Source organism: Rhodopseudomonas palustris (assembly GCF_013415845.1).
Lineage (GTDB): Bacteria > Pseudomonadota > Alphaproteobacteria > Rhizobiales > Xanthobacteraceae > Rhodopseudomonas > Rhodopseudomonas palustris_F.
The window spans coordinates 4,299,370-4,323,740 of record NZ_CP058907.1 but is presented as its reverse complement, the minus strand read 5'-3'; the positions used below and the strand labels follow the sequence as shown (position 1 = coordinate 4,323,740).

22 protein-coding genes are annotated in these 24,371 nt (G+C 65.2%); 11 read left to right on the top strand and 11 right to left on the bottom strand.

Annotated elements, in window-relative coordinates:
- Nucleotides 1-11: 11 nt before the first annotated feature.
- Nucleotides 12-347: a flagellar assembly peptidoglycan hydrolase FlgJ gene (flgJ, locus tag HZF03_RS19765; RefSeq protein ID WP_012497262.1), complete on the bottom strand. Its 336-nt coding sequence runs from the start codon at nucleotides 345-347 to the stop codon at nucleotides 12-14.
- Nucleotides 347-1,468, bottom strand: coding sequence for a flagellar basal body P-ring protein FlgI (locus HZF03_RS19760; RefSeq protein ID WP_119019666.1), 1,122 nt, complete (start codon nucleotides 1,466-1,468; stop codon nucleotides 347-349). The genes flgJ and HZF03_RS19760 overlap by 1 nt, the downstream gene beginning before the upstream one ends.
- A 298-nt stretch (nucleotides 1,469-1,766) precedes the next feature.
- Here HZF03_RS19760 and HZF03_RS19755 point away from each other — a divergent pair, with 298 nt between their 5' ends.
- The gene (locus tag HZF03_RS19755; protein WP_011159444.1) at nucleotides 1,767-2,177 is read left to right on the top strand and encodes a flagellar assembly protein FliX; all 411 of its coding nucleotides are present in this window, start codon (nucleotides 1,767-1,769) and stop codon (nucleotides 2,175-2,177) included.
- 138 nt (nucleotides 2,178-2,315) lie between these two features.
- Nucleotides 2,316-2,726, top strand: a complete 411-nt coding sequence (gene dksA / locus HZF03_RS19750; RefSeq protein ID WP_013501217.1) for an RNA polymerase-binding protein DksA — start codon at nucleotides 2,316-2,318, stop codon at nucleotides 2,724-2,726.
- Between the two features lie 109 nt (nucleotides 2,727-2,835).
- On the opposite strand, the gene HZF03_RS19745 is transcribed toward dksA, so the two are convergent.
- Together HZF03_RS19745 and HZF03_RS19740 are read right to left on the bottom strand one after the other, a co-directional pair.
- Complete coding sequence (locus HZF03_RS19745) at nucleotides 2,836-3,111, bottom strand: DUF3551 domain-containing protein (protein ID WP_119019667.1); 276 nt, start codon at nucleotides 3,109-3,111, stop codon at nucleotides 2,836-2,838.
- Between the two features lie 196 nt (nucleotides 3,112-3,307).
- Nucleotides 3,308-3,871, bottom strand: a complete 564-nt coding sequence (locus tag HZF03_RS19740; protein ID WP_012497259.1) for a TetR family transcriptional regulator — start codon at nucleotides 3,869-3,871, stop codon at nucleotides 3,308-3,310.
- A 155-nt stretch (nucleotides 3,872-4,026) separates the two neighbouring features.
- Here HZF03_RS19740 and HZF03_RS19735 point away from each other — a divergent pair, with 155 nt between their 5' ends.
- Together HZF03_RS19735 and HZF03_RS19730 are read left to right on the top strand one after the other, a co-directional pair.
- Nucleotides 4,027-5,211, top strand: a complete 1,185-nt coding sequence (locus HZF03_RS19735; protein WP_234832325.1) for an efflux RND transporter periplasmic adaptor subunit — start codon at nucleotides 4,027-4,029, stop codon at nucleotides 5,209-5,211.
- A 12-nt stretch (nucleotides 5,212-5,223) separates the two neighbouring features.
- Nucleotides 5,224-8,376 (top strand): efflux RND transporter permease subunit, encoded by a 3,153-nt coding sequence (locus tag HZF03_RS19730; protein ID WP_179906199.1) that lies wholly within the window; start codon nucleotides 5,224-5,226, stop codon nucleotides 8,374-8,376.
- A gap of 172 nt (nucleotides 8,377-8,548) precedes the next feature.
- Here the strand turns inward: HZF03_RS19730 and flgH are convergent, their stop codons facing one another.
- Genes flgH through flgF form a run of 4 tightly spaced genes read right to left on the bottom strand, consistent with a single transcriptional unit; the run spans nucleotide 8,549 to nucleotide 11,916 of the window.
- The gene (flgH, locus tag HZF03_RS19725) at nucleotides 8,549-9,307 is read right to left on the bottom strand and encodes a flagellar basal body L-ring protein FlgH (protein WP_011159438.1); all 759 of its coding nucleotides are present in this window, start codon (nucleotides 9,305-9,307) and stop codon (nucleotides 8,549-8,551) included.
- A 5-nt stretch (nucleotides 9,308-9,312) separates the two neighbouring features.
- Nucleotides 9,313-10,341 (bottom strand): flagellar basal body P-ring formation chaperone FlgA, encoded by a 1,029-nt coding sequence (gene flgA / locus HZF03_RS19720; protein ID WP_119019670.1) that lies wholly within the window; start codon nucleotides 10,339-10,341, stop codon nucleotides 9,313-9,315.
- A gap of 12 nt (nucleotides 10,342-10,353) precedes the next feature.
- Nucleotides 10,354-11,142, bottom strand: a complete 789-nt coding sequence (gene flgG / locus HZF03_RS19715; protein WP_011159436.1) for a flagellar basal-body rod protein FlgG — start codon at nucleotides 11,140-11,142, stop codon at nucleotides 10,354-10,356.
- 12 nt (nucleotides 11,143-11,154) lie between these two features.
- Complete coding sequence (gene flgF / locus HZF03_RS19710; protein WP_011159435.1) at nucleotides 11,155-11,916, bottom strand: flagellar basal-body rod protein FlgF; 762 nt, start codon at nucleotides 11,914-11,916, stop codon at nucleotides 11,155-11,157.
- Nucleotides 11,917-12,280: 364 nt separating this feature from the next.
- Here flgF and fliL point away from each other — a divergent pair, with 364 nt between their 5' ends.
- The 6 genes from fliL (at nucleotide 12,281) to HZF03_RS19680 (ending at nucleotide 17,526) form a co-directional block, all read left to right on the top strand.
- Complete coding sequence (gene fliL / locus HZF03_RS19705) at nucleotides 12,281-12,781, top strand: flagellar basal body-associated protein FliL (protein WP_011159434.1); 501 nt, start codon at nucleotides 12,281-12,283, stop codon at nucleotides 12,779-12,781.
- A 6-nt stretch (nucleotides 12,782-12,787) separates the two neighbouring features.
- Nucleotides 12,788-13,990 carry a flagellar motor switch protein FliM gene (gene fliM, locus HZF03_RS19700; protein WP_011159433.1) on the top strand — a complete coding sequence of 401 codons (1,203 nt, stop codon included), beginning with the start codon at nucleotides 12,788-12,790 and terminating at the stop codon, nucleotides 13,988-13,990.
- Complete coding sequence (locus HZF03_RS19695; protein WP_011159432.1) at nucleotides 13,987-14,415, top strand: DUF6468 domain-containing protein; 429 nt, start codon at nucleotides 13,987-13,989, stop codon at nucleotides 14,413-14,415. Before fliM ends, HZF03_RS19695 begins: the two co-directional genes overlap by 4 nt.
- Nucleotides 14,412-15,176, top strand: coding sequence for a MotE family protein (locus HZF03_RS19690; RefSeq protein ID WP_119019671.1), 765 nt, complete (start codon nucleotides 14,412-14,414; stop codon nucleotides 15,174-15,176). The genes HZF03_RS19695 and HZF03_RS19690 overlap by 4 nt, the downstream gene beginning before the upstream one ends.
- 177 nt (nucleotides 15,177-15,353) lie before the next feature.
- Nucleotides 15,354-15,977: a TetR/AcrR family transcriptional regulator gene (locus HZF03_RS19685; protein WP_119019672.1), complete on the top strand. Its 624-nt coding sequence runs from the start codon at nucleotides 15,354-15,356 to the stop codon at nucleotides 15,975-15,977.
- Nucleotides 15,978-16,002: 25 nt separating this feature from the next.
- Nucleotides 16,003-17,526, top strand: a complete 1,524-nt coding sequence (locus tag HZF03_RS19680; protein WP_179906197.1) for a carboxylesterase/lipase family protein — start codon at nucleotides 16,003-16,005, stop codon at nucleotides 17,524-17,526.
- A 29-nt stretch (nucleotides 17,527-17,555) separates the two neighbouring features.
- Here the strand turns inward: HZF03_RS19680 and HZF03_RS19675 are convergent, their stop codons facing one another.
- Nucleotides 17,556-17,885 (bottom strand): GrlR family regulatory protein, encoded by a 330-nt coding sequence (locus HZF03_RS19675; protein WP_011159428.1) that lies wholly within the window; start codon nucleotides 17,883-17,885, stop codon nucleotides 17,556-17,558.
- Nucleotides 17,886-18,361: 476 nt separating this feature from the next.
- Between HZF03_RS19675 and HZF03_RS19670 the strand changes: the two genes are divergently transcribed.
- The gene (locus tag HZF03_RS19670; protein WP_119019030.1) at nucleotides 18,362-22,090 is read left to right on the top strand and encodes a tetratricopeptide repeat protein; all 3,729 of its coding nucleotides are present in this window, start codon (nucleotides 18,362-18,364) and stop codon (nucleotides 22,088-22,090) included.
- Nucleotides 22,091-22,259: 169 nt separating this feature from the next.
- On the opposite strand, the gene fliP is transcribed toward HZF03_RS19670, so the two are convergent.
- Both fliP and HZF03_RS19660 read right to left on the bottom strand, forming a co-directional pair.
- Nucleotides 22,260-23,024 carry a flagellar type III secretion system pore protein FliP gene (gene fliP / locus HZF03_RS19665; protein ID WP_011159426.1) on the bottom strand — a complete coding sequence of 255 codons (765 nt, stop codon included), beginning with the start codon at nucleotides 23,022-23,024 and terminating at the stop codon, nucleotides 22,260-22,262.
- Complete coding sequence (locus tag HZF03_RS19660; RefSeq protein WP_119019029.1) at nucleotides 23,021-24,175, bottom strand: flagellar biosynthetic protein FliO; 1,155 nt, start codon at nucleotides 24,173-24,175, stop codon at nucleotides 23,021-23,023. Before HZF03_RS19660 ends, fliP begins: the two co-directional genes overlap by 4 nt.
- Between the last annotated feature and the right edge of the window lie 196 nt (nucleotides 24,176-24,371).

Below are 24,371 nucleotides of genomic sequence, written 5' to 3'. Positions count from 1 at the left end.
GTCCTTTGCGCTTAGGAGCGGGCTGCCTGCTGGAGGATCAGGGAGCGGTACACGTCGGTGGCGATGCCGACGCCGCCGGCCTTGGCGACCATCTGCGAATGCTGTTCGGTCAGCATCGAACGCCAAACGCCGGTCCCGACGGTGTCGCCGAATGGTCCTTCGCCCTTCAGCCCGGAGGTCATCTGCGAGAACATGGTGTTGAGGAACATCGCCTCGAAGTCCTTGGCGGTCTTTCGGGTCTTGTCCTGCATCTGCGCCGGCACCTTCGACAGCGCTTCGGCGAGGGCAAAGTCGGGCCGCCCATTGTAGGTCGGCATGGTCGGCCCGTAGGTCGTGGCGACTGTCATCACATCACCTCGATGTCGGCTTCGATGGCCCCGGCGGCCTTGATCGCCTGCAGGATGCCGATCAGGTCGCGCGGGCCGATGCCCAAGCTGTTGAGGCCGTCGACGAGCTGCTGCAGCGACACCCCGTCCTTGACCACGGCGAGCTTCTTGCCATCTTCGGTGACCCCGATCCGGGAGTTCGGCGTGACCACGGTGCGGCCGCCTCCGAGTGGATTCGGCTGGCTTACCTGCGGGCTTTCGGAAATCGACACCGTCAGGTTGCCCTGGGCCACCGCCACGGTGGCGACTCGGACGTCGCGCCCCATGACTATGATACCGCTACGCTCGTCGATCACGATCTTGGCAGCCTGGTCCGGTTCGACCTGCAACTGCTCGATCTCGGTAAGCAGCGCCACCGCATTGCCCTTGAACTCGCCCGGGATAGAGAGCTGGACAGTCGACGGGTCGAGGGGCTCGGCGCATTTGGTGCCGAGGTAGTCGTTGACGGCGGCGGCGATCCGCTTTGCGGTGGTGAAGTCGGCATTGCGCAGCGCCAGCCGCACGTTCGGCAGCCGGTTCAGCGCGAACTCGATCTCGCGCTCGATGATGGCGCCGTTGGCGATCCGGCCGACCGTGGGCACGCCGCGGGTGATCTTGGCGGCCTCGCCCTCCGCTTGGAAGCCGCCGATCGCCAGCGAGCCCTGCGCGACCGCATAGACATTCCCGTCGGCGCCGAGGAGGGGGGTGACCAGCAGGGTGCCGCCCTGCAGGTTCTTGGCGTCGCCCAGCGCCGACACGGTCACATCCATCCGGGTGCCCTGGGTGGCAAACGGCGGCAGATTGCCGGTGACCATCACGGCGGCGACGTTGCCGGTCCGGATGGTGGCGCCGCGGATGTTGACGCCCATGCGTTCCAGCATCGCCTGCAGCGACTGCTTGGTGAACGGGATGTTGTTGAGGGTATCGCCGGTGCCGTTAAGGCCGACCACCAGGCCGTAGCCGATCAGCTGGTTCTGGCGAATACCTTCGATGTTGGCGAGGTCCTTGATCCGCGAGGTCGCGCTCGCTGCGACGGCTGACAGCAGCAGCGCGCACAGGGCCGCCGCGGCCAGTTTCACAAAGTGGGTCGATACGCGCGGCATTGTCGGCTCCTGTCGATCCATCGCCGCTTGTCGCGGACGATGCGGTCAGTCTTTCCTTGCCAGTCCTGTGCCACCCGCGAATCTGAGGCAACTTGTTGATTTTCCGAGGGTAAGTTCCTCTCTGAAGAGTTCCGTTCGGGTTCCCGCCGCGGCGAAACTGCCGTCACCGGCAATTCTTGCCGAGCTGTTTACCCATCGTTAACCATAAACCGGTTTGCTGCGGGTCGGGGGCCTCAGCCCTATTGCCGCCCTGGGTGTAAGCTGTTCCGCGGCGAGCCTGGACACGGCGAGAGACACAATGCGCATTTACGGTCCGAACGGCACCACCACATCGACCGGCTCCGGCACTGTCCGGCGCTCCGGATCGAGCACGTTTTCGCTGCCCACTGCCCCGACTCAATCGGAAGCCAAGCCGATCAGCGCGCCGCGGCCGCCGGCTGCGCTGGACGCCCTGCTCGCCATGCAGGGGGTGGAGGACGCCACCGAACGCCGCAAGCGCTCAGTGCAGCGCGGACGGACGGCGCTGGATGCGCTCGATGATCTGAAGATCGGTCTGCTGTCCGGCATGCTGGACGGTGCCACGGTGGCGCGGCTGCGGGCAGCTGCGGCCGAATTGAAGAACTCCTCCGGCGATCCCGGCCTCGACGCGGTGCTGGCGGAGATCGAGCTGCGAGTCGAGGTCGAACTCGCCAAAGCCGGCCAAGCCTAAGTCTGCGATTCGTGTTCCCCAGCTATTCCGCCGATCCGGTGCGATCGGCGCGGACGATATTGTCTGTCACAACCCAGCGCTATATAAGCTGCCGCGCAGGCGGGGTGTTTACCGCCTGATGTGGATCATGGATTGCCCTTGGAAAAGTTGAAAGACTATCGACCATCCGAGAAAGAGCCGTTCATGAACGAGCGGCAGCGCGAGTATTTTCGCGCCAAATTGTTGGCTTGGAAGGACGAGATCCTGCGTGAAGCCAAACTCACGCTCCAGGCACTACAGGAAGAGAACGTCAATCATCCCGACTTGGCTGATCGCGCCTCCTCCGAAACCGACCGCGCAATTGAGCTGCGCGCTCGCGACCGTCAACGCAAGCTGATCGCCAAGATCGACGCAGCGCTGCAACGTATCGAAGATAACACCTACGGCTATTGCGAAGAGACCGGCGAGCCGATCTCTCTCAAGCGGCTCGAGGCGCGCCCGATTGCGACGCTCTCGGTCGAAGCCCAGGAGCGCCATGAGAAGCGCGAAAAGGTGTATCGCGACGAATAGGTCGGTGGCCTGATCGAAGTTTTACGGCGTCGCTTCCGAGAGGAAGCGGCGCCGTTGTTTTTGGTAGCTGGCGTTGTGTGCCGTGACGCGCGCGAACAAGCGTCTCTGATTAGTGCCGGCGCTTGCGCAGCTGCTGCGGTGGAACGTCCTGCGGCTCAGCGGCCTGCTGACGTGCACTGAACGCGACGACCGGATTAATGTCGCAGTAGGCGCGGGTGCCGGAAGCCGTCACCATGCACTGCTGGTACGAGTCGAACTGGCAGTTACCCGGATAGCCCCATTCGCCGCCTTGCAGGCAGTAGGGGAAATCGCGGGCCGAGGCCGGAGCCGCCGCCAGGGTGAGGATGGTCGCTGCCGCGAGCAACGCGGCGCCGGTCTTGGTCATCTGATCTCTCCATTGGGCCCGGCCATTCCTCGCAGGAATCGCCGAACACGGCGGAACGTAGCGTCCCCCGGACGCGATACAACTACGATCGCGGGATGCCGTCGATGCGCCGGATCATGTCAGTGGATGTCTGGGCAAGTGAGTTGTGATCGGCCGTGATGCGGCGTGTGCGTGCGGCGCGACTCTGCTTGGCCGTTCAGTCTTTCTGAGCCATCGCCAGCAGCCGCGCCAACAGCTTCTTGCGATCCATCCGGAGATCCGGGGCGAGGTGAGCGAGGTCGGCGAGCCAAGCACCGTCGGCGGCGAGTCGCACGATTTCCAATGCCGGCGCCGAGTCGGTCTTTTTATACTTCGTCAGCCATGCCCGCATCCTGGCCGACCAGCGCGGCCGTAGTAGCGGGTCGGTCATCATCGACACCGCCAAAGCGCCGCCGCATTGGCTGTCGTCCTGGTCGCTGAGATTGAAGGTCGCCCGGACATAGGCGCGGGTGAAGCAGCCGTAACTTGAATGATCGTCCCGCAGCGCCTCGTCGACAGCGGCGCCGAATATGTCGAGCTGGGCGTCGAATACCGCCTCGATCAGCTTCTCTTTGGTCGCAAAATGATGAAACAGGCCACCTTTGGTAACGCCGGCGGCCGCGGCAACGGCCTGCACCGTTACCGCTTGCAGACCGCGCTCCATCGCCAGGGCGGCGGCACAATCAATCAGGGCGCGACGGACGACTTCCGGTTGTTTCTTTCGCTCATGGGCGCTGCTCATCGCGGCGAGACAACTCTCTGTAGAGGGTTTTGGGTGAATCCTGGCGTCGCCCCGTTGTCATTGTCAAGAATGTAATATACCAACCAGATGGTATCTTTACGCGGCTGCGGTGTGGCTGGGGGGCCCCGCGTCCGCGACAAGCAAAGGTGAGTTGCGTGACAACGAAGACGAAGGCCGCCCTCCGGGCCGCTTGCGCGTTTGGCGTGGTGGTAAGTCTGGCCGGCTGCGGTGACGGTAAACAAGCGGGAGCCGACAAGCAGGCGCCGCCGGTCGTGGTGAGCGTGGTTACTGTCGTGCCTGAAACGCTGCGCATCGTCAGCGACCTGCCCGGCCGCATCGCGCCGACGCGGATCGCGGAAGTGCGGCCGCGGGTCTCCGGCATCATCATCGAGCGGGTGTTCCAACAAGGTACCATCGTCAAGCAAGGCGACGTGTTGTACCGGCTCGATCCGGCGCCGTTCCAGGTTCGCGTCGCCAGCGCCAAGGCGACGCTGCAGCGTGCCGAGGCGACGCGCACGCTGGCGGCGCAGCAGGCTGAGCGCCAGACCCGGCTGAAGGATCGCGACGTCACCACCGTTCAACTCTACGACAAGGCGGTTGCCGAATTGGCGCAGGCCGAGGCGGATGAGGCCTCCGCACGCGCCGGCCTGCAGGCCGCAGAGCTCGATCTGCAATACACCGAAGTCCGCGCGCCGATCACCGGCCGCATCGGGCGGGCGCTGATCACCGAAGGCGCGCTGTTCACCGTCGGTGGCAGTGAAAGCCTGGCGACCATCCAGCAGCTCGACCCGGTTTATGCCGACTTCACGCAATCCGCCAACGAGCTATTGGCGTTGAAGCGGGCCGCGCAACAGTCGGCCAAAGCTGGAGATGCGATCGAAGCCGAAGTCCGCTTGCGTTTCGATGATGGCGCGAGCTACGCGCATCGCGGGCGGCTGCTGTTCTCTGAAGCTTCAGTCGATGCCACCACCGGGCAGGTCACACTGCGCGGCGAGTTTCCCAATCCGGACGGCGATCTGCTGCCCGGCATGTATGTCCGCGTGCAGCTGGTACAGGGCGAGCAGGTCAACGCGCTGGCCGTGCCGGAGCGCGCGCTACGCCGCGACCCGGGTGGGCAGGCACAGCTCTACGTCGTCTCGGCCGATCGCAAAGCCGAATTGCGGCCGGTGACGCCGTCGCGGCTGGTCGACGGTCGCTGGATTATCGCCAGCGGTCTTCATCCCGGCGACGCCGTGGTCGTTCAAGGCTTCCAGGCGCTGTCGCCGGGGGCGACGGTCGATCCGAAGCCATGGCCGAACGCGGCGGCTGGCGCGACCAGCGCCACCTCGCAGGCGAAGTGAGGCTCGGCGGTCATGCCCGATTTCTTTATCGCGCGGCCCGTGTTCGCATGGGTCGTTGCCATCTTCATTATGATCGCCGGCGCGTTGGCGATTCCGTTTCTGCCGGTGGCGCAATATCCCAACATCGCGCCGGCCAAGATCTCGGTCACTGCGAACTATCCGGGTGCGTCATCCGAAGAAATCTACCAGGGCGTCGTCCGGCTGATCGAAGATCAGCTCGCCGGCATTCCCGGCTTGATGTACTTCGAGTCGACCACGGACGCGACCGGCCAGATCTCGATCGAGGTGTCGTTCCAGCCGGGGACGTCGCTGGCGCAGGCGACGGTGGATGTGCAGAACCGCATCCGCCGGGTGGAGTCGCGGCTGCCCAGCGCCGTGACACAGCGCGGCATTCTGGTCGACGAAGCCTCCAGCACCTTCCTGATGTTCATCTCGGTGCAGACCACCGACGGCTCGCTCGATAGCATCGCGGTCGGCGACTACATCACCCGTAATATCATCAGCGAGATCCGGCGGGTCGAGGGCGTTGGCAAGGCGCAGTTGTTCGGAACCCAGCGGTCGATGCGGGTGTGGATCGATCCGGACAAGCTGTTCGGCGTCGGCCTGACCGTCAGCGACGTCTCTGCGGCGATCGCCGCGCAGAACGCGCAGGTCGCAGCCGGTCGAATCGGCGCGACGCCCAATCCGGTGTCGCAGGAAGTCACCGCGCCGGTCCTGGTCAAGGGCCAGCTGGGCACGCCTGAGGAATTCGGCGCCATCGTGCTGCGCGCCAATCGCGATGGCTCGTCGGTGCGGCTGCGCGACGTCGCTCGGGTCGAGGTCGGCGGCGAGGATTACAATTCGGAGAGTCGGCTGAACGGCCAGCCCGCCGCCTCGATCGGCGTTCAGTTGTCGGCGACTGCCAATGCGCGCGCTACCTCCAGGGCCGTCACTGCAAAGATGAAGGAGCTCTCGCAGTATTTCCCGAAAGGGATGACCTACGAGATTCCTTACGACACCACCCCGTTCATCAAGGCGTCGATCGAGAAGGTACTGTACACGCTCGCCGAAGCGATCGCGCTGGTGTTCGTGGTGATGTTCCTGTTCCTGCAGAACATCCGCTACACCCTGATCCCGACCCTGGTGGTGCCGATCGCGCTGCTCGGCACCTGTGCGGTGATGTTCGCCACCGGCTTCTCGATCAACGTGCTGACGATGTTCGCGATGGTGCTGGCGATTGGCATCCTGGTCGACGACGCCATCGTGGTGGTCGAAAACGTCGAGCGCCTGATGGCGACCGAGGGCCTGTCGCCGCGCGAGGCGACCATCAAGGCGATGAAGCAGATCAAGGGCGCGATCGTCGGCATCACGCTGGTGCTGACGGCGGTGTTCCTGCCGATGGCGTTCTTCCCCGGCGCGGTCGGTATCATCTATCGGCAGTTCAGTCTGACGATGGTGGTGTCGATCCTGTTCTCGAGCTTCCTGGCGCTGACCCTGACGCCGGCGCTGTGTGCGACGTTCTTGAAGCCGGTACCCGACGATCACCACGAGAAGGGCGGCTTCTTCGGCTGGTTCAACCGGACTTTCGCACGCATCGCGGGCCGCTATCGCAATGGCGTCGGCTGGGCGACCGGACGGACCGGGCGGCTGATGGTGGTATACCTGGCGCTGCTGGCGGGGCTCGGCTGGGCTTACTTGCGGCTGCCCGCGTCATTCCTGCCGACCGAGGATCAGGGATATCTGATTGTCGACATGCAGGCGCCGACCGAAGCGACGCAGACCCGCGCGATGACGTCGATCGAGCAGGCCGAGAAGGTGTTCCTCGCCGATCCCAGCGTTTCGCAGGTGTTCACCGTCTCGGGTTTCAGCTTCTCCGGTAACTCGCAGAGCGCAGCGGTGGCGTTTGTGACGTTGAAGGATTGGAGCGAGCGCGGCCACGACAGCGCAGGTGCGATCGCCCGGCGCGCCAATGTCGAACTGGCGAAGATCGGCGACGCTGCGGTGATGGCGTTCGAGCCGCCGCCGATCGACGGACTCGGCAATTTCACCGGCTTCACCTTCCGCCTGCAGGATCGTGGCAGCCGTGGCACCGCTGCACTCGACGATGCCGCGACGCGCCTGACTGCGGCCGGCGGCGCCAGTCCGGTGCTGACCGGCGTGCGGGTCGAGGGGCTGGCGAATTCGGTGCAGCTGCATCTGGTGATCGACCGTGAGAAGGCGAACGCGCTCGGCGTGTCCTTTGCCGACATCAACGCCACCATCACTGGCAGCCTCGGCTCTGCCTATGTCAACGACTTCCCCAACGCCGGCCGGATGCAGCGCGTCACTATCCAGGCGCAGGACGATCGCCGCATGCAGACGGACGATCTGCTCAAGCTCAACGTCCGCAACGCCAGTGGACGGATGGTGCCGCTGTCGGCATTCGCGCGGACCGAATGGTCGAAGGGGCTGATCCAGGTGATCGGCTTCAACGGCTATCCTTCGGTGCGTTTTGCCGGTGACGCCGCACCTGGGCATTCCTCGGGTGAAGCCATCGCCGAGATGGAACGGCTGGCCAAGCAGTTGCCGAGCGGTTTCGGCTTCGAATGGGCTGGGCAGTCGTTGCAGGAAATCAAGTCCGGCAATCAGGCGCCGTTCCTGCTCGGACTGAGCGTGCTGTTCGTGTTCCTGCTGCTCGCGGCGCTGTACGAAAGCTGGTCGATCCCGCTGTCGGTGATGTTGGTCGTGCCCCTCGGCGTGATCGGCGCGCTGTTGGCGGTGATGCTCCGCGACATGCCGAACGACATCTACTTCAAGGTTGGCCTGATCGCGATCATCGGCCTGTCCGCCAAGAATGCGATCCTGATCGTCGAGTTCGCCAAGGACCTGCATGTCGAAGGAAAGTCGCTGCGCGAGGCAGCGATCGAGGCGGCTGCGGTCCGCTTCCGCCCGATCATCATGACCTCGCTCGCCTTCATCCTCGGCGTCACGCCGCTGGCGTTTGCGAGCGGCGTCAGCGCCGGCAGCCAGAACGCGATCGGCACCGGCGTGTTCGGCGGCATGCTGTCCGCCACCGTGCTGGCAGTGTTGTTCGTGCCGGTGTTCTACGTCTTCGTGCTGCAGAAAGTGGAGCAGCGGAAGGCGGCAGGCAGCAAGAGCGCGACAGGCAAGGGCGAGCCGCAAGCGAAACCGGTTGCGCGATCGTAGGTGCTGTGAGCTCCTGGATGCTCGGGCTCGTCCCGGGCATCCACGTTTTGGTAAGTCGCTTTTAAGAAGGCCGCGGCCTCCGTCCGGAGGGAGAGCCGGAGGAGGCCGCGTTGGAACACCTGACCGCGCCTAGGTTCGCGGCCGGGTGTGGGAGCTCTTTGTCACATGACGATCAGAACGGGAGCAGCACGTCCATCACCTGCTGGCCGTAGCGCGGCTGCTGCACGTCGGTGATCTGGCCGCGGCCGCCATAGGCGATGCGGGCCTGCGCGATCTTGCTCGAGTCGATGGTGTTGTCGCTCTGGATGTCCTCGGGCCGCACGATGCCGGCGACGATCAGTTCGCGGATCTCGAAGTTGACCCGGATCTCCTGCTTGCCTTCGACCACCAGATTGCCGTTCGGCAGCACCTGGGTCACCACCGCGGCGACGTTGGTTTGCAACGCTTCCTGCCGCTGCACCGAGCCCTTGCCGTCGGATGACGAGGTGGAATCGGTGGTCAGGATCCGGCCCGGCAGCACCGCGGTCGCGGGCGTCGTGATCGTCTTGCTGCCGATGAAGTCGGTGATGCCGGAGTCTTCCTTGCTGGTGCGGCTGCGCTGGGTCTCGTTGGCGATGTTGGCCTTGTCGGTGAAGTTCACCGTCACGGTGAGAATGTCGCCGACCTTGGCGGCGCGCTGATCCTTGAAGAACGCGCGGCTGCCGTTCCGCCACAGCGAGTTGGCGTTATAGGAGGCCACTTCCGGCTTCGGCATCGGCATCTGCACCGGCTTGTAGCCGGGCTGCGTGGTCGGGTTTTCGATCGGGGTGAGCGCCGGCCGTTCGCCGATCGCGGCGAGACGATCGATCGAGGAGCAGCCCCCGGCGAGTCCGCCCGTCGCCATCAGGGCGGCGACCAGAACGATGCGTTGCAACGGCACTGACTTCGACATGAACGTTACTCGGTTTTCGCGTCGGCCACGACGCGCGGAGAGATGACGGTGATCGCGACCTGGCCGCGGCCGATCACCGTGCCGGTAATGGTGCGCTTGGACTGCAGGTTGAGCACGTTGACGACGTCGCCCTCGGCGCCAGTGTCGAGGGCCTTGCCGCGCGCGGTGAGATAGATGCCGGCGGCGCGATAGATCAGCGTGACGCCCTGGTCGCGGGTCACGAGGTCCGGCTTGGCGAGGTCGGCGCTGCGCAGCACCTGGCCGCTGCGCAGCGTCTGGCGCGCCTGCATGCCGATAGCGGCGTCCCGGCTCGCCGCGTCGGACGCGACTTCGCTCTTTGGACGGCGCTCGATGACGATGTCGGACACCTTGATGACTTCGTTACGCTGCACCGGCCGGGTCAGCACGGTGGCCACAACGGTCTCGATCGCGGTGCCGGTGACCCGCAGCCGGGCTGGCGCCGTGCCTTCGCCACCGCTGATCTCGTAGCTGATGTCGAACCGGCCGCTGCGCACGTCGAATTTCTCGCTGACGACCTGCAGTTTGCCGGCGTAGTTCGCCGGCAGCGTCTTCGCCTCGACGTCGCGGTCGAAATTCACCGTCAGGTCTTCGGGCTCACCGAGGCCGTGGCGCTGCTGCAGGGTCTGAACCACCTGCTGCTCGATTTCCTTCGCGGCCAGGGTGCGCGCGAGCCGGGTCACCGTAACTTCGGTGATGTCGCGGGTGTCGACGCCGATCACCTGATGGGCGCGCAACGCTGCGAGCACGGTGGCGGTCGGCAACGCGCCGGTGGTGCCGAGGTCGGGCGAGCGATAGATCGCGATGCCGGCTGCGGCGCCGGCGTTCTCGATCACGTCGCCGATCCGGACCAGCTCGCCGGTGACTTCGACATGCGGGCGCAGCACTGGCGACTTCAGCACGTCGCTCGGGCGCAGTTCGCCCTGGGACTGGGCGGTAGGCGCTGCGGTCTGTCCGATCGCGCCGCTGCCGGCGGCGGCGATCAGGGTGGATGCGAGGAGGAGAGCGCGGATCATCAGCCGTCTCCCTCAGCGGAACATGTTGGAGGTGGATTGCAGCATCTGGTCGGCGGAGCTGACGACCTTGGCGTTCATTTCGTAGGCGCGCTGCGCCGAGATCAGATCGGAGATTTCCGTCACCACTTCGACGTTCGCCATCTCCAGCGTCTTCTGCATGATGTCACCGAGACCGTCGGCCGAGGCGATGCCGTCCTGCGGTGTGCCGGACGCGGGCGTTTCGATGAACAGGTTGTCGCCCTGCGGCTGCAGGCCGGCCTTGTTGATGAAACGGGTGAGGCCGATCTGGCCGATCACGGTGGGCGTGGTCGAGCCGGAGATCGTCACCGACACCTGGCCGTTGGCGGCGACGGTGATGCTGGTGGCGCCGTTCGGAACGGTGATGGTCGGCTGCACCGGGTTGCCGTTGGCGGTGACCATGCGGCCGGTGTTGTCCTTGGTGAACGAACCGTCGCGGGTGTAGGCGAAGGTGCCGTCCGGCATCTGGATCTTGAAGAAGCCTTCGCCGCGAACCGCGAGGTCGAGATCGTTGCCGGTGGGCGACAACGTGCCCTGGGTCATCAGCCGCGGGGTGCCGACGGTCTTGACGCCGCCGCCGATGTCGACACCGACCGGCAGGATCGTGCCCTGGTCCGACGCCTGCGCGCCGACGCGGCGGACGTGGTCGTAGATCAGGTCCTGAAACTGCGCCGTCTGCTTCTTGAAGCCGGTGGTGCGCATGTTGGCGATGTTGTTGGAGATCACCTGAACGTTGAGCTCCTGGGCCGCCATCCCGGTCGCCGCAGTGTAGAGTGCGCGCATGGTCAGTCTCCGTTAGGCCGGAACTTCGGCGAGTTTCTCGATCGCGGTTTTGCGCAGCTCGCTTTCCTGCTGCAGCATCGCCGAGATCTGGGTGTAGGTTCGGGTGACGTCGATCATCCTGGTCATTTCGAGGACCGAGTTGACGTTCGACTTCTCGACATAGCCCTGGCGCACCATCGACTTGGTGTCGGGCGTGCCCTGGTCGGACGTGGCTGCGAACAGATTGCCGCCCTGCTTGATCAGGCTCTGCGGCCGGTCGAACGTCACCACGCGCAGCTTGCCGCGCAGCGAGTCGATGATCGATGTGCCTTCCACCACGCTGACGCGGCCGTCGGGCGAGATCGACAGTTCCTTGTCGGTCGGCTGGATCACGATCGGGCCGCCGGTGCCGAGCACCGGGAAGCCGGAGCCGTTCACGAGCTGGCCCTGGGCATTGATCGTCAGCGATCCGTCGCGGGTGAAGCGCTCGCCCTGCGGGGTCTGCACCACCAGAAAGCCCTTGCCGTCGATCGCGACGTCGAGCGGGTTCTTGGTCTCTTGCAGGGCGCCGGTCGACAGGTCGTGGTAGGTGGCGCGGTCCTGCACGAAGCTGACGCGCCGGTCCGGCCGCGCAAAATTGTCCTCGTGCGCGCCGGTATTCAGAAATTCCTGGAACACCGACCGCTCCGCCTTGAAGCCGTTGGTGTTGAGATTGGCGAGGTTGTTCGCGACGACATCCATCTGCCGTTCGAGCACGACCTGCCGTGACAGTCCGACGAGAAGAGCATTCTCCATCGGTGGTTCTCCCTTGAATGACCCGCCGCCAAGCCCTCCCAGACCGGTGGCGGATCGTGCGAACCGCAGGCGCTCTCCCAAGCGCGCGGCTCACCAGACACCTAGCGAAGCTCGTGCCAACTCAAAAAAATCATTCAAATCAGTATCTTGCTAATTTTCGAGGAGCGGCGGGGCCGGCAATAAAGGACTTGTTGACCATACCGGCCGGCAAAATCTTCCTACCCGCCACCGCCGTAGAAAGGTTCCGTTAACCATTGCCCCATAGCGTCGTGTCATCAGAGCCTTGGGCGCTGGCGGCGTTAGTCTCGCGTTTACGGTTCGCCTCGGCTGCGGCTCGCTTTTTGGGATATGGGCGATTCGGCCGATGGCGGACGCAGAGAAACCGGAAGAAGGCGCCGAGGCCGCCGAAGGCGGGGCGCCAAAGAGCAAGAAGAAGCTGATCATCATCATCGCCGCGGCGGCCGTGCTGCTGCTGGGCGGCGGTGGCGCTTATTTCTTCCTGTTCGCCGGCCACGGCGAAGACGCGCATCAGGCCGAAGCCGCCAAGGAAGTGAAGCCGCCGAACTTCGTCGAAGTGCCGGAGATCATGGTCAACCTCGCCGGCACGCCGGGCGAGCGGGTACAATATCTCAAGGCCAAGGTCGTGCTCGAGGTGAAGGACGAGAAGCTTGCCGAGCAGATCAAGCCGAACATGCCGCGGATCACTGACCTGTTTCAGACCTACTTGCGTGAGCTGCGCTCGGGCGACCTCAACGGTTCGGTCGGGATGTTTCGGATGAAGGAAGAGCTGACCCGGCGCGTCAATATGGCGATCGCGCCCGCGCAGGTGTCGGCCGTGTTGTTCAAGGAAGTACTGGTGCAGTGAGCTGACATGGCCGGCCAGGACCAACTCGACCAGGACGCAATTGCCGCCCAATGGGAAGCCTCCATGGCGTCGGAGGATCCCGAGGCCGCGGCAAAGGCGGCAGCGGAGAACGAACTTACCGGGACGATGGCGGAGCAATGGGCCGCCATGGTCGAGGATGGCGGCCGCGATCTCGGCGGCGGCAAGAACGGCGGCGAGCGGGTGCTGTCGCAGGAGGAGATCGACAATCTCCTCGGCTTCAGCGTCGGCGAGGTGCACCTCGACGAGAACTCCGGCATCCGCGCGATCATCGATTCCGCGATGGTCTCCTACGAGCGTCTGCCGATGCTCGAAATCGTCTTCGACCGCCTGGTGCGGTTGATGACGACCAGCTTGCGCAACTTCACCTCGGACAACGTCGAAGTCTCGCTCGACCGCATCACTTCGGTCCGGTTCGGCGACTACATGAACTCGATCCCGCTGCCCGCGGTGCTGTGCGTGTTCAAGGCCGAGGAGTGGCAGAACTTCGGGCTCGCCACCGTCGACTCCAGCCTGATCTATTCGATGATCGACGTGCTGCTCGGCGGCCGCCGCGGTCAGGCCGCGCTGCGCATCGAAGGTCGGCCCTACACCACGATCGAGACCAATCTGGTGAAGCGGCTGCTCGAAGTGGTGCTCGCCGACGCCGAACAGGCTTTCCGGCCGCTGTCGCCGGTGTCGTTCAGCATCGACCGGCTCGAGACCAATCCGCGCTTCGCCGCGATCAGCCGGCCTGCCAACGCCGCGATCCTGGTCCGCCTGCACATCGACATGGAAGACCGCGGCGGCAACATCGAGTTGCTGCTGCCCTACGCCACGATCGAACCGATCCGCGGCGTGCTGATGCAGATGTTCATGGGCGAAAAGTTCGGCCGTGATCAGGTCTGGGAAGGCCACCTCGCCACCGAGATCGTGCAGGCCGATATTTCGGTCGACGCCGTGCTGTACGAAGCCGAATTGCCGCTGCGGCAATTAATGGCGCTGCAGGTCGGCGACACCCTGCCGCTGGAGCTGCGCGCCGACGCCACGGTGGCGGTGCGGTGCGGCAGCGTCGTGCTCACCGAAGGCCGGATGGGCCGGGTCGGCGACCGCGTCGCCATTCGCGTCACCAAACCGCTGCGCAAGCCGCTCACCACCTACGCCATGTTCGAACGCACCGACGAGCAGAGCAAAATGATGGAGGCACAATGAGCCACATTTTCGCAATCGTGATCGAAAGCCTGGTCGCCGTTCTGCTCCTTGTCACCGTCGGTTATTGCTGGCTGCTCAACAAGCGGCTGCTGCGGCTGAAGGCCGACGAGCAATCGTTGAAGGCGACGATCGGCGAGCTGATCACCGTCACCGAAATCGCCGAGCGTGCGATCGGCGGCCTCAAGCTCACGGTGCGCGAGGTCAACGAAAACCTCGGCCGCGACATCGCCGCCGCGTCCGCGCTGTCCGACCAGCTCAAGAAGCAGCTCGGTGAAGGCGACAATGTGCTGCGGCGCTTGTCAAAAATCGTCGCGGCGGCGCGCCCCGGGGGCGAGCAGCCGGCGGCGGTGTCGGCGGCGCAGGCCAATGCGGCGGCGGCGCAGGCTTTTGCGGAACGCAGGCGACATAACGGCTTGGCTGCATGAACGCACTTCGGGATATCCGCATCCTTCCGGTGGTTCTGGTCGCGGTCTTCGGCCTTGCTGTGCTGAAGATCGCCGGACTGGTGCTCGATGGCGGCTACGTGTTCGATTACGATCCGAACGCGACCAAGCCGTCATGGGCCCAGGAGAACCTGAACTTCCCCGGACGGAAGCCGATCGATCCCGACATCACCGGCTCGGTGCATGGCGAGCCGAAGAAGAAGGAAGAAGAGAAGCCCGCGGTCGCGCCGCCGGAACAGACCAAGCCAGCCGAGACCGAGCCCGAGACACCGGCGATCTCCGCGTCCGAACGTGCGATCCTCGAGCGGCTGCAGGCGCGCCGCCAGGAGCTGGAAGCGCGTGCCCGCGAAGTCGAGATCCGCGAGAGCCTGCTCAAGGCCGCGGAAAAGCGGATCGAGTCCAAGGTCCAGGAGATGAAGGAGACCGAGGGCCAGATCGGCAAGGCGACCGAGGAGAAATCGGAAGCCGAAGCTGCGCGTTTCAAGGGCATCGTCACGATGTACGAGTCGATGAAGCCGAAGGATGCGGCGAAAATCTTCGATCGTCTGGAAATGCCGGTGCTGATCGAGATCGCCACCCAGATCGCGCCGCGGAAGATGTCCGACATCCTCGGCCTGATGTCGGCCGAAGCCGCCGAGAAGCTCACCGTTGAAATGGCGCGGCGCGCCACCGGGAAGGCGTCGGTGTCGGCATCGGTTGCGGTGCTGCCGAAGATCGAAGGCCGCCCAACGCCCCGGCAGTAGGCTATCTGTTTCGAACCGCACCTAAGCCGCTTGGATCATTCGCAAAATTTGCCTGGACCGCTGGATGCTGCGCCAGCCACCAGCCGATTTGGTTTGTCGAAATTTAATGCAACGGTATCGTTGCATTAATGGCTGATCTGCTCCATAGGATCGTTCGGGCAATGGTCGTGAGGTGGAATGAGCCGGCGTGGACGTCCAACGCTCGAGCAGTCGGAAGAACTGACGGAGCGCATTATCGCGGTGGCGATCGAGATGTTTCTCGAAAAGGGCTTTGCCGAAACGACGATTGACGAATTGGCCGTGCGGCTGGGCGTTGCCAAGCGCAGTCTCTACAGCCGCTTTCCATCCAAGGCGGAGTTGTTCCGAGCGGCTGCGAACAACTACGCGGCATCCAGGATCGACGCGCTTCCACCGGTGGAGCCGGACGATCGTCCGCCCGCGGAGCAGTTGTTCGATATCTGTGTCGTTCTTCTCAACTACTTCCTGCACCCCGATATCATCGCCATGGAACGCAGGTTCCTCGCGGAGGCGGTGCGGTTTCCGCAAATCGTCCCGGTGCTGGAGGATGTGCGGCTTCGCGCGATGAGCCGGCTTGATGCCGTGCTGAGCTCGATCGGTGCTGACCCGGAGGTTGATGCACAGATCCTCTGGGATCTGGTGGTCGGCCCCCGCATGCGGGCGGCGGCCCTGGGGCTCTGTCCGTGCGCCGTTACGGATGAGGCCTTGGCGCTCGCTCGTCAGCGGATCGCGCTGTTCTTAGCGGCGCGCCGCGAACCATCAAGCTGCTCCAACTCACGATGACGTTGCTGATCACACGAGGTCTCGAATGTCCGATCATCATCAAGACAGTGACCTACTCGTTGAGACTGAATGCGGCTCCATTCGTGGGATCGTCGCCGATGGCGTGAGGACGTGGCGCGGTATTCCGTTCGCTGCCGCGCCTGCTGGTGCACTGCGCTTCAACGCGGCGCAGCCTCCCAATGCTTGGCAAGGCGTGCGCGACGCTTCCAAGTTCGGTCCGATCCCGATGCAGAAAAGGGGATACGAGGCGATCGGCGGAGCCGGAAAGACGACGCCGATCTCAGAGGACTGTCTGACCGTCAATGTTTCGGCGCCGCTCCAACCGAGCGGCAACCTTCGCCCCGTTGTCGTCTGGATCTACGGCGGCGGCTTTTCGGTCGGTGGCACCCGAGCTCCGCTGTACCGCGGCGATGGGCTGGTGAAATCCGGCGACGTGATCTACGTGAGTTTCAATTATCGCGTCGGCGTCTTCGGCTTCTCCGATTTCTCCGCGTGGTCGACGCCGGAAAGCCCGATCCAGAGCAATCCGGGCTTGCGTGATCAGGTCACAGCGCTCGGATGGATCAAGCGCAACATATCAGCCTTCGGCGGCGACCCGGATCGCGTGACGATCGTCGGACAGTCGGCGGGAGCGATGTCCGTCGTCACCTTGATGTGTATTCCATCCGCCGCTGGGCTCTTCCACCGGGCCATTGCGATGAGTCCGAACGCGGGGTCGGCTTTTGGGCCAGAGAGGCATCGAGCCTGGGCCGCAGAGATTGTTAAACTGCTGGGGCTCGATCCGGACGACAAGGCCGCAGTCTCCCATGCATTGAAGCAGCTTTCGGCCGAGACGCTTTGCGAGGCGTCCAGCCGCTTCTTCTACGACGTGGCGCCGGATGCCATTGCCGGAATGCTGCCCACTTCGCCGGTGGTGGACGGCGACTTCCTACCTTTCTCCCCGATTGATGCGATTCGTCTGGGGAAGGCGCATCCAGTACCGCTCGTGATCGGCACGATGTCGCGCGAGGGAGCTATTCTGGACAAGGTGCTTACGGTGATCGCCACCCGACCAAATCGGCTGGAGGACATGTTCAAGCGAGCCGATTGGGCCGTCCGCGAACGGATCGCGTCGGTCTATCGTGGCTATCCGTCCAAGCGCGCGGCGATCGATGTCGGAGGCGACTTCACCTTCTGGCATCCATCTGTGCTGATTGCGGAGGGCCACGCTCGGGTAGCACCCTGCTGGGCCTATCGGTTCGACTATGCGACGCCGTTGACGCGGTTGATCTTCGGCGCTGCCACCCACGGCCTCGATTTACCGATGTTGTTCGGAACAACCGGTGAGGGCGATTTGGGAAAGCTGGACCTGTTCAGGAAAAGGGCCTCGCGAGAGATGAGCGGCCGCTTTCAGAGCGACCTTCTCGGTTTCGTCCGCGGTGCCCGGCCGAGCTGGTCAACCTACGATCTCGACCGGCGCATGACGCGGATCTTCGATCATGCCGACCGCGAGCAGGCTGACCCCCGACGCGATCGCCGGTTGGCGTGGGGCGAGTTCGTCGTGACCTGACGTGCAGGGCACGATCATGCGTTCTCGAGCTATTGGCTGATCCTTGTCAGCAACGCCTTGAAGCCGAGCGACGGGGCTTCTGCCGCCATGCCTTCGACCTGCGCGTAGTCGCCGATCGTTGAGCCGTGGAAGTCGACCCGCACCTCGTCGACGCCGAACACCGACTGGATCGCCGGATCGCTGGTGTGCCGGCGCGCCGTGATGGTGCCTTGGATGGTTTGGCCTTGCTGCTCGTATGCGCCGATATAGGCGAATGCCGAACTGCCGCCGTGCAGACGGCCATCGGATGCGAAAATCACGCCGACGGCTTTGCGCCGCGGTGTTTCGAATTCGACCTTGTAGAGACCCTTCAGCAGCATGGCGGTCGTCAGTCCAATTCCCAGTGACGTGTGAGCGCCAGATCGGCGGCGCGCGCAGCTTCGATCGTTCACGTTCCGTTGTTGGCGGGAGCCGGTCCGGAGCGTCGACGCGTCGTTGGCGTCCGTTAGGACGGCCGACAACGGCGTGGCGGGCAGGGCACGGCGATCGCGGTCACACGAAAGGATGGTTCAGGCGGTTGCGCTCCCCGCCTTCTGCATCACTATCAAAAACGTGTTTACCTCGACAATCTAAATCTCTGATTGTGAACGCGCGATGCCGAGCCGAGGCAGGCAAGCCTGCCGCAGTCGACGATGGTTAAACCACCGTTAACGGCTTTTGTGCCCTAGTGGGGCAGGCTGCGGTTCTGCGCGCTTCCGCCGCGCCGACGCGCATGCGTGAAGCGCAGTATCATTGTTGGCGGCGAAGCCGCCTAGGACCGGCAGACGACAGAGTCGTTGACTGAAAGACACGACGGATGGCGCGGATGGCTGCCGCTGGAGTTTGGTCACAGGCGCTGGTCAGGCGCGTCGTACGACTCTGCCTTGCCGGCCTATTGTTGCTGATCGCGGCCGCGCTGACCGTTGCGCCCGCGGCCGCGCAGGTCCGCGGCGAAGCCAGCTTCGAAGCGAAAGGCGGATACGGGCGGCTGCTGCTCAAGATGGCCGAGGACGTCGAGTCCGACGTCGCCACAGCAGGCCTGATCGTGGTGATCCGCTTCAAGCGACCGATCGACATTCCGGTCGACAAGCTCGCCGATTCCGCGCCCGGCTATATCGGTTCGGCGCGCCTCGATCCGGACGGTTATGCGCTCCGCTTGGCACTGACGCGCAAGCTCACTGTCAATGCGATGGCAGCCGGAGAACGGCTGTTCGTCGACCTGTTGCCGGAGAACTGGACGGGCGCGCCGCCCGGACTGCCGCAAGACGTCGTCAAGGAACTGGCCGAACGTGCCCGCGCCGCCGAGCGCGCGCTGAAGGCCCAGCGTGCTACCGCCGAAGTGAAGAAGCGACCACCGATCCGGGTGCGGACCTCGGTGCAGCCGACCTTCGTGCGCTACGTCTTCGAAGTGCCGTCCGACGTGCGGGTGGCGTCGACGCTGACCGACCGCAAGCTGTCGGTGCAATTCAACACTCCGCTGACCTTCGACCTCGCCGACGCGCAGCTCGCCTCGCCGCCGAGTGTCGCTTCGATCGCGCAGAACATGGACGGCGGCAATTCCACCGTCGACTTCACGCTGATCGGCGGCGCTGATGTGCATTCGTTCCGCGAAGAGAAGAACTTCATCATCGATGTCGGCTTCCAGCCGGGCGGCGCCGAGTCGGGCCAGACCATGGGGCCGCAGGCGCTGAAGCTGCCTGAGATCGGCAAGCTCGATCCGAAGGCGCTGCAGGCGGAGATCCAGAAGCAGGAGCCCAAGGCTGAGAACGGCCACAAGCCCGACGCCAAGGATTCAGGCCACAAGGCAGACGCCAAGGAGGCCGATCACAAGCCGGAAGCCAAGCCCGCGCCGGCTCCGTCGGAAGCCAAGGCCATGAAGCCGGCGACGCCGGCCGGCCCGCAGCCTGCACCTGCTGCTGCGCCGTCTCCGTCTGTGGCGGGCCCCTCGGCGACGCCGTCGCCGGCCGGTCCGCCTGCCAAAGGTGGCGAAGTCGCTGCCGCGCCAGCAGGGCCTGCTGCGCCCACCATCGCACCGCCGCAGACCGCTCCGGCTGTGCCTCAGGCTCCCACGCCTCCGCCCGCAGCAGCCGCGAAGCCAGTCTCGAACGAGGGACGGCCGGTCGAAGTGCGAATGAACACCGATGGGCTGCGCCTCAGCTTTGCATTTTCGGCTCCAACGCCGGCGGCGCTGTTCCGGCGCGGCGACGTGTTGTGGCTGGTCCTCGACAACACCGCGGCGTTTGATCTGTCGGCCATCCGCCGTGAGGGCAGTGCGGTGGTCAGCGACGCCAGCCGCGTCCCGCTCGCCAACGGACAAGCAATTCGCATCCGGCTCAGCCGCCCGCAGATCGCGACGCTCACTGAAGACGACGGTGCGGGCAAAGGTTGGACTGTGACGCTTGCCGATGCCGGCCGCGCGGCTTCGCAGCCGCTGTCCGCGGTGCGCAACATTGCCGATCCGACACGCGCCAGCGTTTCGGTGTCGTTGCCTGCGCTAGGCCAAGTGCAGAAGCTGGCCGATCCCGACGCCGGCGATACGCTGACGGTGGTTACCGCGCTGCCGCCGCCGCGCGGCTTCATCAAGCGGCAGAACTTCGTCGAGTTCAATCTGCTGGAATCGATCCACGGCGTTGTTGTCGAGCTGAAGTCCGATGACGTCACCGTCGAGACCACCCCCGACGCCGTTCTGCTGACGCGGCCTGGTGGCCTGACGCTGTCCTCCGCCGCAGAGACCGGCGGTGATGCTGCGTCCGAGAAGCCGTTCTTCGATGTCCGGCAGTGGGCCAAGGATCAGACTGGCAGCTTCAAGGACATGCTCGACGAGCGTCTCAATGCCGCGTCGGTTGCCGGCGGCGACGACAAGCTGCCGGCGCGGCTCGATCTTGCGCGGTTCTACATGGCGCGCGGCCTCTACCCCGAAGCCAAGGGCGTGCTCGATCTCGCGCTGTCCGCCATCAAGCCCGGCCAGGAAGATGCCGCCACGATGCTCGGCCATGCGGCCGCGAGCGCGCTGATGCAGCGGCCGGAGCAGACGTTGAAGGACGTCGCTAACCCGGCGATCGCTTCGACCTACGACGCGCAGATGTGGAAGGGCGTGGCGCTGGCGCGGCAAGGCAAATGGGCCGAGGCGCGCGAGAAGCTGAAGAGCGTGCAGTTCGCCATCACGGCGCTGCCGCTCGATATCCAGCGTGCAGTGCTCGCCGCGGCGATGCGTGCCTCGCTCGAAGTGCGTGACTATTCGGGCGCCGCCAAGCTCAGCACCGATTTTGATCTGGTCGGCATCCCGCCGGAGATCAAGCCGCAGGTCGCAGTGATGCGCGGCTGGCTCGACGAAGCGCTGGGCCGCGAGCCGGAAGCGCTGAAGAAGTACAAGGACGCGATGGCTTCGCCCGACCGTCAGGCCGCCGCCGAAGCGCGGTTTCGCGAGATCGTGCTGCGGCTGAAGCGCGAAGAATTGACGCCTGCGGAAGCTCTGCCAGATCTGGAGCGACTGTCGGTGAACTGGCGCGGCGACCAGCTCGAAGTGAACACTCAGCAACTGCTGACCAAGATGTACGCCGACGCTGGCCGCTATCAGGATTCGCTGCAGGCGGCCCGGGTTGCGACCCAGCTTGCGCCGAATTCGGAAGCTGCCCGCAAGGCGCAGGACGATGCCCGCGCGCTGTTCGCGCAGATCTTCCTTGGAAGCAAGGGCGACGACTTGCCGCCGATCGAAGCGCTGGCGATGTTCTACGAGTATCGCGAGCTGACGCCGATCGGCCGGCGCGGCGACGAGATGATCCGCCGGCTTGCCGACCGTTTGGTTGCCGTCGATCTGCTCGATCAGGCCAGTGAGCTGTTGCAGTACCAGGTTGACAAGCGTCTCGAAGGCGCGGCGCGCGCGCAGGTCGCCGCCAAGCTGGCGATGATCTACCTGATGAACCGCAAACCGGATCGCGCCATCGGTGCGCTGCATTCCTCGCGCATCGCCGATCTCGCCGGTGAATTGCGTCAGCAGCGGCTGTTACTCGAGGCGCGTGCGCAGAGCGACATCGGCCGCCACGATCTGGCGCTCGACATTATCAGCAACATCAGTGGGCGCGAAGCGATCCGGCTGCGCTCCGACATCTACTGGGCGGCGCGGCGCTGGCGCGAATCCTCCGAGCAGATTGAACTGTATCTCGGTGACCGCTGGAAGGACTTCACGCCGCTGTCGGCCGCCGAGAAGAGCGACGTGATCCGCGCCGTAGTCGGCTATGCGCTGGCCGAAGACGCACTCGGCCTCGATCGCTTCCGCGAGAAATTTGCGCCGCTGATGACCGATCCGGCCGATCGCGCGGCCTTCGACATTGCGAGCCAGCCGAGCGCCGGCAACAGCGCTGCGTTTGCCGCGATCGCCAAGATGGCCGCCGGCGTCGATACGCTCGAAGGCTTCCTGCGCGAGATGAAGCAGCGCTTCCCCGACGCCAGCGCCCGCGCCAACCCGCCGCCGGGCGCCGATCTCACCGCCACCGGCACGCTGCCCCAGGTGCCGCCAAAGATCCGCGCCATTCAGGCGACGCGGTAGCGCTTCCTTCGCCGTCCCCACTGTCATTCCGGGGCGCTCGCGCAAGCGAGCGAACCCGGAATCTGGAGGTTGTTGTGCGCAGCTGAGCGCTCGGGTTCACACGCTTTTGCGCGTGCGCCGGAATGACCCGGGAGAGCAGGCGATATCAGCAGCGGCGATCTCGGCGAGACTATCCGCCGCCGGTGTAGCTTTGCACCAAGCTGCCGGCGACCAGAGACCAGCCGTCGACAAGGACGAAGAAGATCAGCTTGAACGGCAGCGACACCACGACGGGCGGCAACATCATCATGCCCATCGACATCAGGATCGATGCGACGACCAGGTCGATGATCAGGAAGGGCAGGAACAGCAGGAAGCCGATCTCGAAGGCGCGCTTCAGCTCCGAGATCAGGAACGCCGGCATCAAGATGCGCAGCGAGAGATCTTCGGGCGTCGCCGGCGGCGGTTCGCCCGACAGATCGAGGAACAGCTTGAGATCCTTCTCGCGGACGTTCTTCTGCATGAAGATCCGCAGCGGTCCGGACGCCCGCACCATCGCGTCGTCGACGCCGATCTCGTTGGCGATCAGCGGCTTGATGCCCTCGTCATAAGATTTTTGCAGCGTCGGTCCCATCACGAACGCGGTGAGGAACAGCGCCAGCGCAATGATCACCGCATTCGGCGGTGCGGTCGCGGTGCCGAGCGCGGTGCGCAGCAGCGACAGCACCACGACGATGCGGGTGAACGATGTCATCATCACCAGGATCGACGGCGCGATCGACAGCACCGTCAGCAGCGCGATCAGCTGGATCGCGCGCTCGGTGACGCCGGGGCTATTGCCGCCGAGATTGATGCTGATGTCTTGGGCCTGCGCAGGCGCGATCATCGCGAGAACCGCGATGATCAGAACCGATGAACTGATGAAAACTCTACGCGGGCCGGTCGAGGCGCTCACGTAGGCGACTTCGGGCGGCCGAGCAGCGCGGCCATTTCGTCTTCGAGGCTCTCGAACCCGGTCTTGCCGGCGGCCGGAGACGTGTCCGCGGTCGGCTCTTCCGTGGCAGGCTCGGCGGCGCGCGGTGCCGGCGGATTGGGACGTGCTGGCGGTTCCGGCGCGACCGGCGGAGCGGGCTCTGCGGGCGCATTGGGCGGCCGGCGCAGCGCGGCTTCCAGGCGGTTGGCCATCTCGGCGAGATTTTGGTCCGCGGTGGCAAGCGCTGCGGCGACGGGCGCAGCGGGAGTGGGCGGCGGGGCTGGGGGGGCGGGCGGCGGCGCCGGGCGCTCTGTGCGTAGTGGGCCGGGGGCGGGCTTCGGTTCGGGACGCGGCGGGCGCGGCATTGCTGGCTCGGCGCGCGGACGGGGTGCCGGCTCCATTCGAGGCTCGGGGCGCGGCGGCTCTGGACGCAGCACCGGCGGTTCCGGGCGCAGAACGGGAGGTTCGGGGCGCAATACCGGGGGCTCAGGGCGCGTGATCGGCGGCTCGGGCCGCAGGATCGGCGGGTCCGCCCGCATGATCGGAGGTTCAGCCCGCATGATTGGTGCTTCGACGCGCGGCATCGGCGGCTCGGTACGCGGCAGGGGCTGCAGCGGCGGTTCGGGGCGGGCGATTGGTTCAGGCACCAGGCTGGCGAACGGATCGGCCGGACGGCGCTCCGGCATTGGGGGCGGCGCGCGACGCGGCTCCTCTGCCAACGCCGGGCGCAACGGTCGCGTCGGCAGCGGCGGCAGTTCCGGCTCCGGCAGTTCGGCGGCGGTATCGGCCTCCCACTGGCCGGGCTCCGGCGCAGTCAGGCGCGGCTCGACGCCCGCGCGGGTCGGCAGCGGATCGCGCGCCGGGGTGGCGCGGACGATGTTGGGCTCGATCACGATGTCGCTCGGCCCGCCGATCATCAGCAGATGCTCGACATTGTCGCGCCGGACCAGAACCAGACGGCGGCGGCCATCGACGGCGGCGGCGTCGATCACGGCGAGCCTCGGCATCCGGCCGCGGCTGGCATTGGTGCCGAGCCGATTGCCGGCGAAGCGGCGTACCAGCCAGGCGGCGGCGCCGATCAGCGCCAGAACGGCCAGAAATGCGAGAAAAAACATCAATGGCTGCGATGACATGCTGTATCCCCGGCAAACAACGCTGGCGCCCTGGCGCTTTCCGGAAGCGCCCATTCCGGATTGCGAACGCGACCAGTTCCGGTGACGCGCGGCGGCCCGCCTCTTCCCTTCTTAATAATCCCCGGCAAGAACTGCCATCCGTTTCTTCTCATAATCCACCAATCATGCCGGGCAGGCCGCGTTTGGTGCCGTTTTC

Excerpts from the sequence above, each read along its gene's own strand:
- flgJ (WP_012497262.1), bottom strand. The coding sequence starts at position 347 with ATGACAGTCGCCACGACCTACGGGCCGACCATGCCGACCTACAATGGG.
- HZF03_RS19760 (WP_119019666.1), bottom strand. The coding sequence starts at position 1,468 with ATGCCGCGCGTATCGACCCACTTTGTGAAACTGGCCGCGGCGGCCCTG.
- HZF03_RS19755 (WP_011159444.1), top strand. The coding sequence starts at position 1,767 with ATGCGCATTTACGGTCCGAACGGCACCACCACATCGACCGGCTCCGGC.
- HZF03_RS19745 (WP_119019667.1), bottom strand. The coding sequence starts at position 3,111 with ATGACCAAGACCGGCGCCGCGTTGCTCGCGGCAGCGACCATCCTCACC.
- HZF03_RS19740 (WP_012497259.1), bottom strand. The coding sequence starts at position 3,871 with ATGAGCAGCGCCCATGAGCGAAAGAAACAACCGGAAGTCGTCCGTCGC.
- HZF03_RS19730 (WP_179906199.1), top strand. The coding sequence starts at position 5,224 with ATGCCCGATTTCTTTATCGCGCGGCCCGTGTTCGCATGGGTCGTTGCC.
- flgH (WP_011159438.1), bottom strand. The coding sequence starts at position 9,307 with ATGTCGAAGTCAGTGCCGTTGCAACGCATCGTTCTGGTCGCCGCCCTG.
- flgA (WP_119019670.1), bottom strand. The coding sequence starts at position 10,341 with ATGATCCGCGCTCTCCTCCTCGCATCCACCCTGATCGCCGCCGCCGGC.
- flgG (WP_011159436.1), bottom strand. The coding sequence starts at position 11,142 with ATGCGCGCACTCTACACTGCGGCGACCGGGATGGCGGCCCAGGAGCTC.
- flgF (WP_011159435.1), bottom strand. The coding sequence starts at position 11,916 with ATGGAGAATGCTCTTCTCGTCGGACTGTCACGGCAGGTCGTGCTCGAA.
- fliL (WP_011159434.1), top strand. The coding sequence starts at position 12,281 with ATGGCGGACGCAGAGAAACCGGAAGAAGGCGCCGAGGCCGCCGAAGGC.
- fliM (WP_011159433.1), top strand. The coding sequence starts at position 12,788 with ATGGCCGGCCAGGACCAACTCGACCAGGACGCAATTGCCGCCCAATGG.
- HZF03_RS19695 (WP_011159432.1), top strand. The coding sequence starts at position 13,987 with ATGAGCCACATTTTCGCAATCGTGATCGAAAGCCTGGTCGCCGTTCTG.
- HZF03_RS19690 (WP_119019671.1), top strand. The coding sequence starts at position 14,412 with ATGAACGCACTTCGGGATATCCGCATCCTTCCGGTGGTTCTGGTCGCG.
- HZF03_RS19685 (WP_119019672.1), top strand. The coding sequence starts at position 15,354 with ATGAGCCGGCGTGGACGTCCAACGCTCGAGCAGTCGGAAGAACTGACG.
- HZF03_RS19680 (WP_179906197.1), top strand. The coding sequence starts at position 16,003 with ATGTCCGATCATCATCAAGACAGTGACCTACTCGTTGAGACTGAATGC.
- HZF03_RS19675 (WP_011159428.1), bottom strand. The coding sequence starts at position 17,885 with ATGCTGCTGAAGGGTCTCTACAAGGTCGAATTCGAAACACCGCGGCGC.
- HZF03_RS19670 (WP_119019030.1), top strand. The coding sequence starts at position 18,362 with ATGGCGCGGATGGCTGCCGCTGGAGTTTGGTCACAGGCGCTGGTCAGG.
- HZF03_RS19660 (WP_119019029.1), bottom strand. The coding sequence starts at position 24,175 with ATGTCATCGCAGCCATTGATGTTTTTTCTCGCATTTCTGGCCGTTCTG.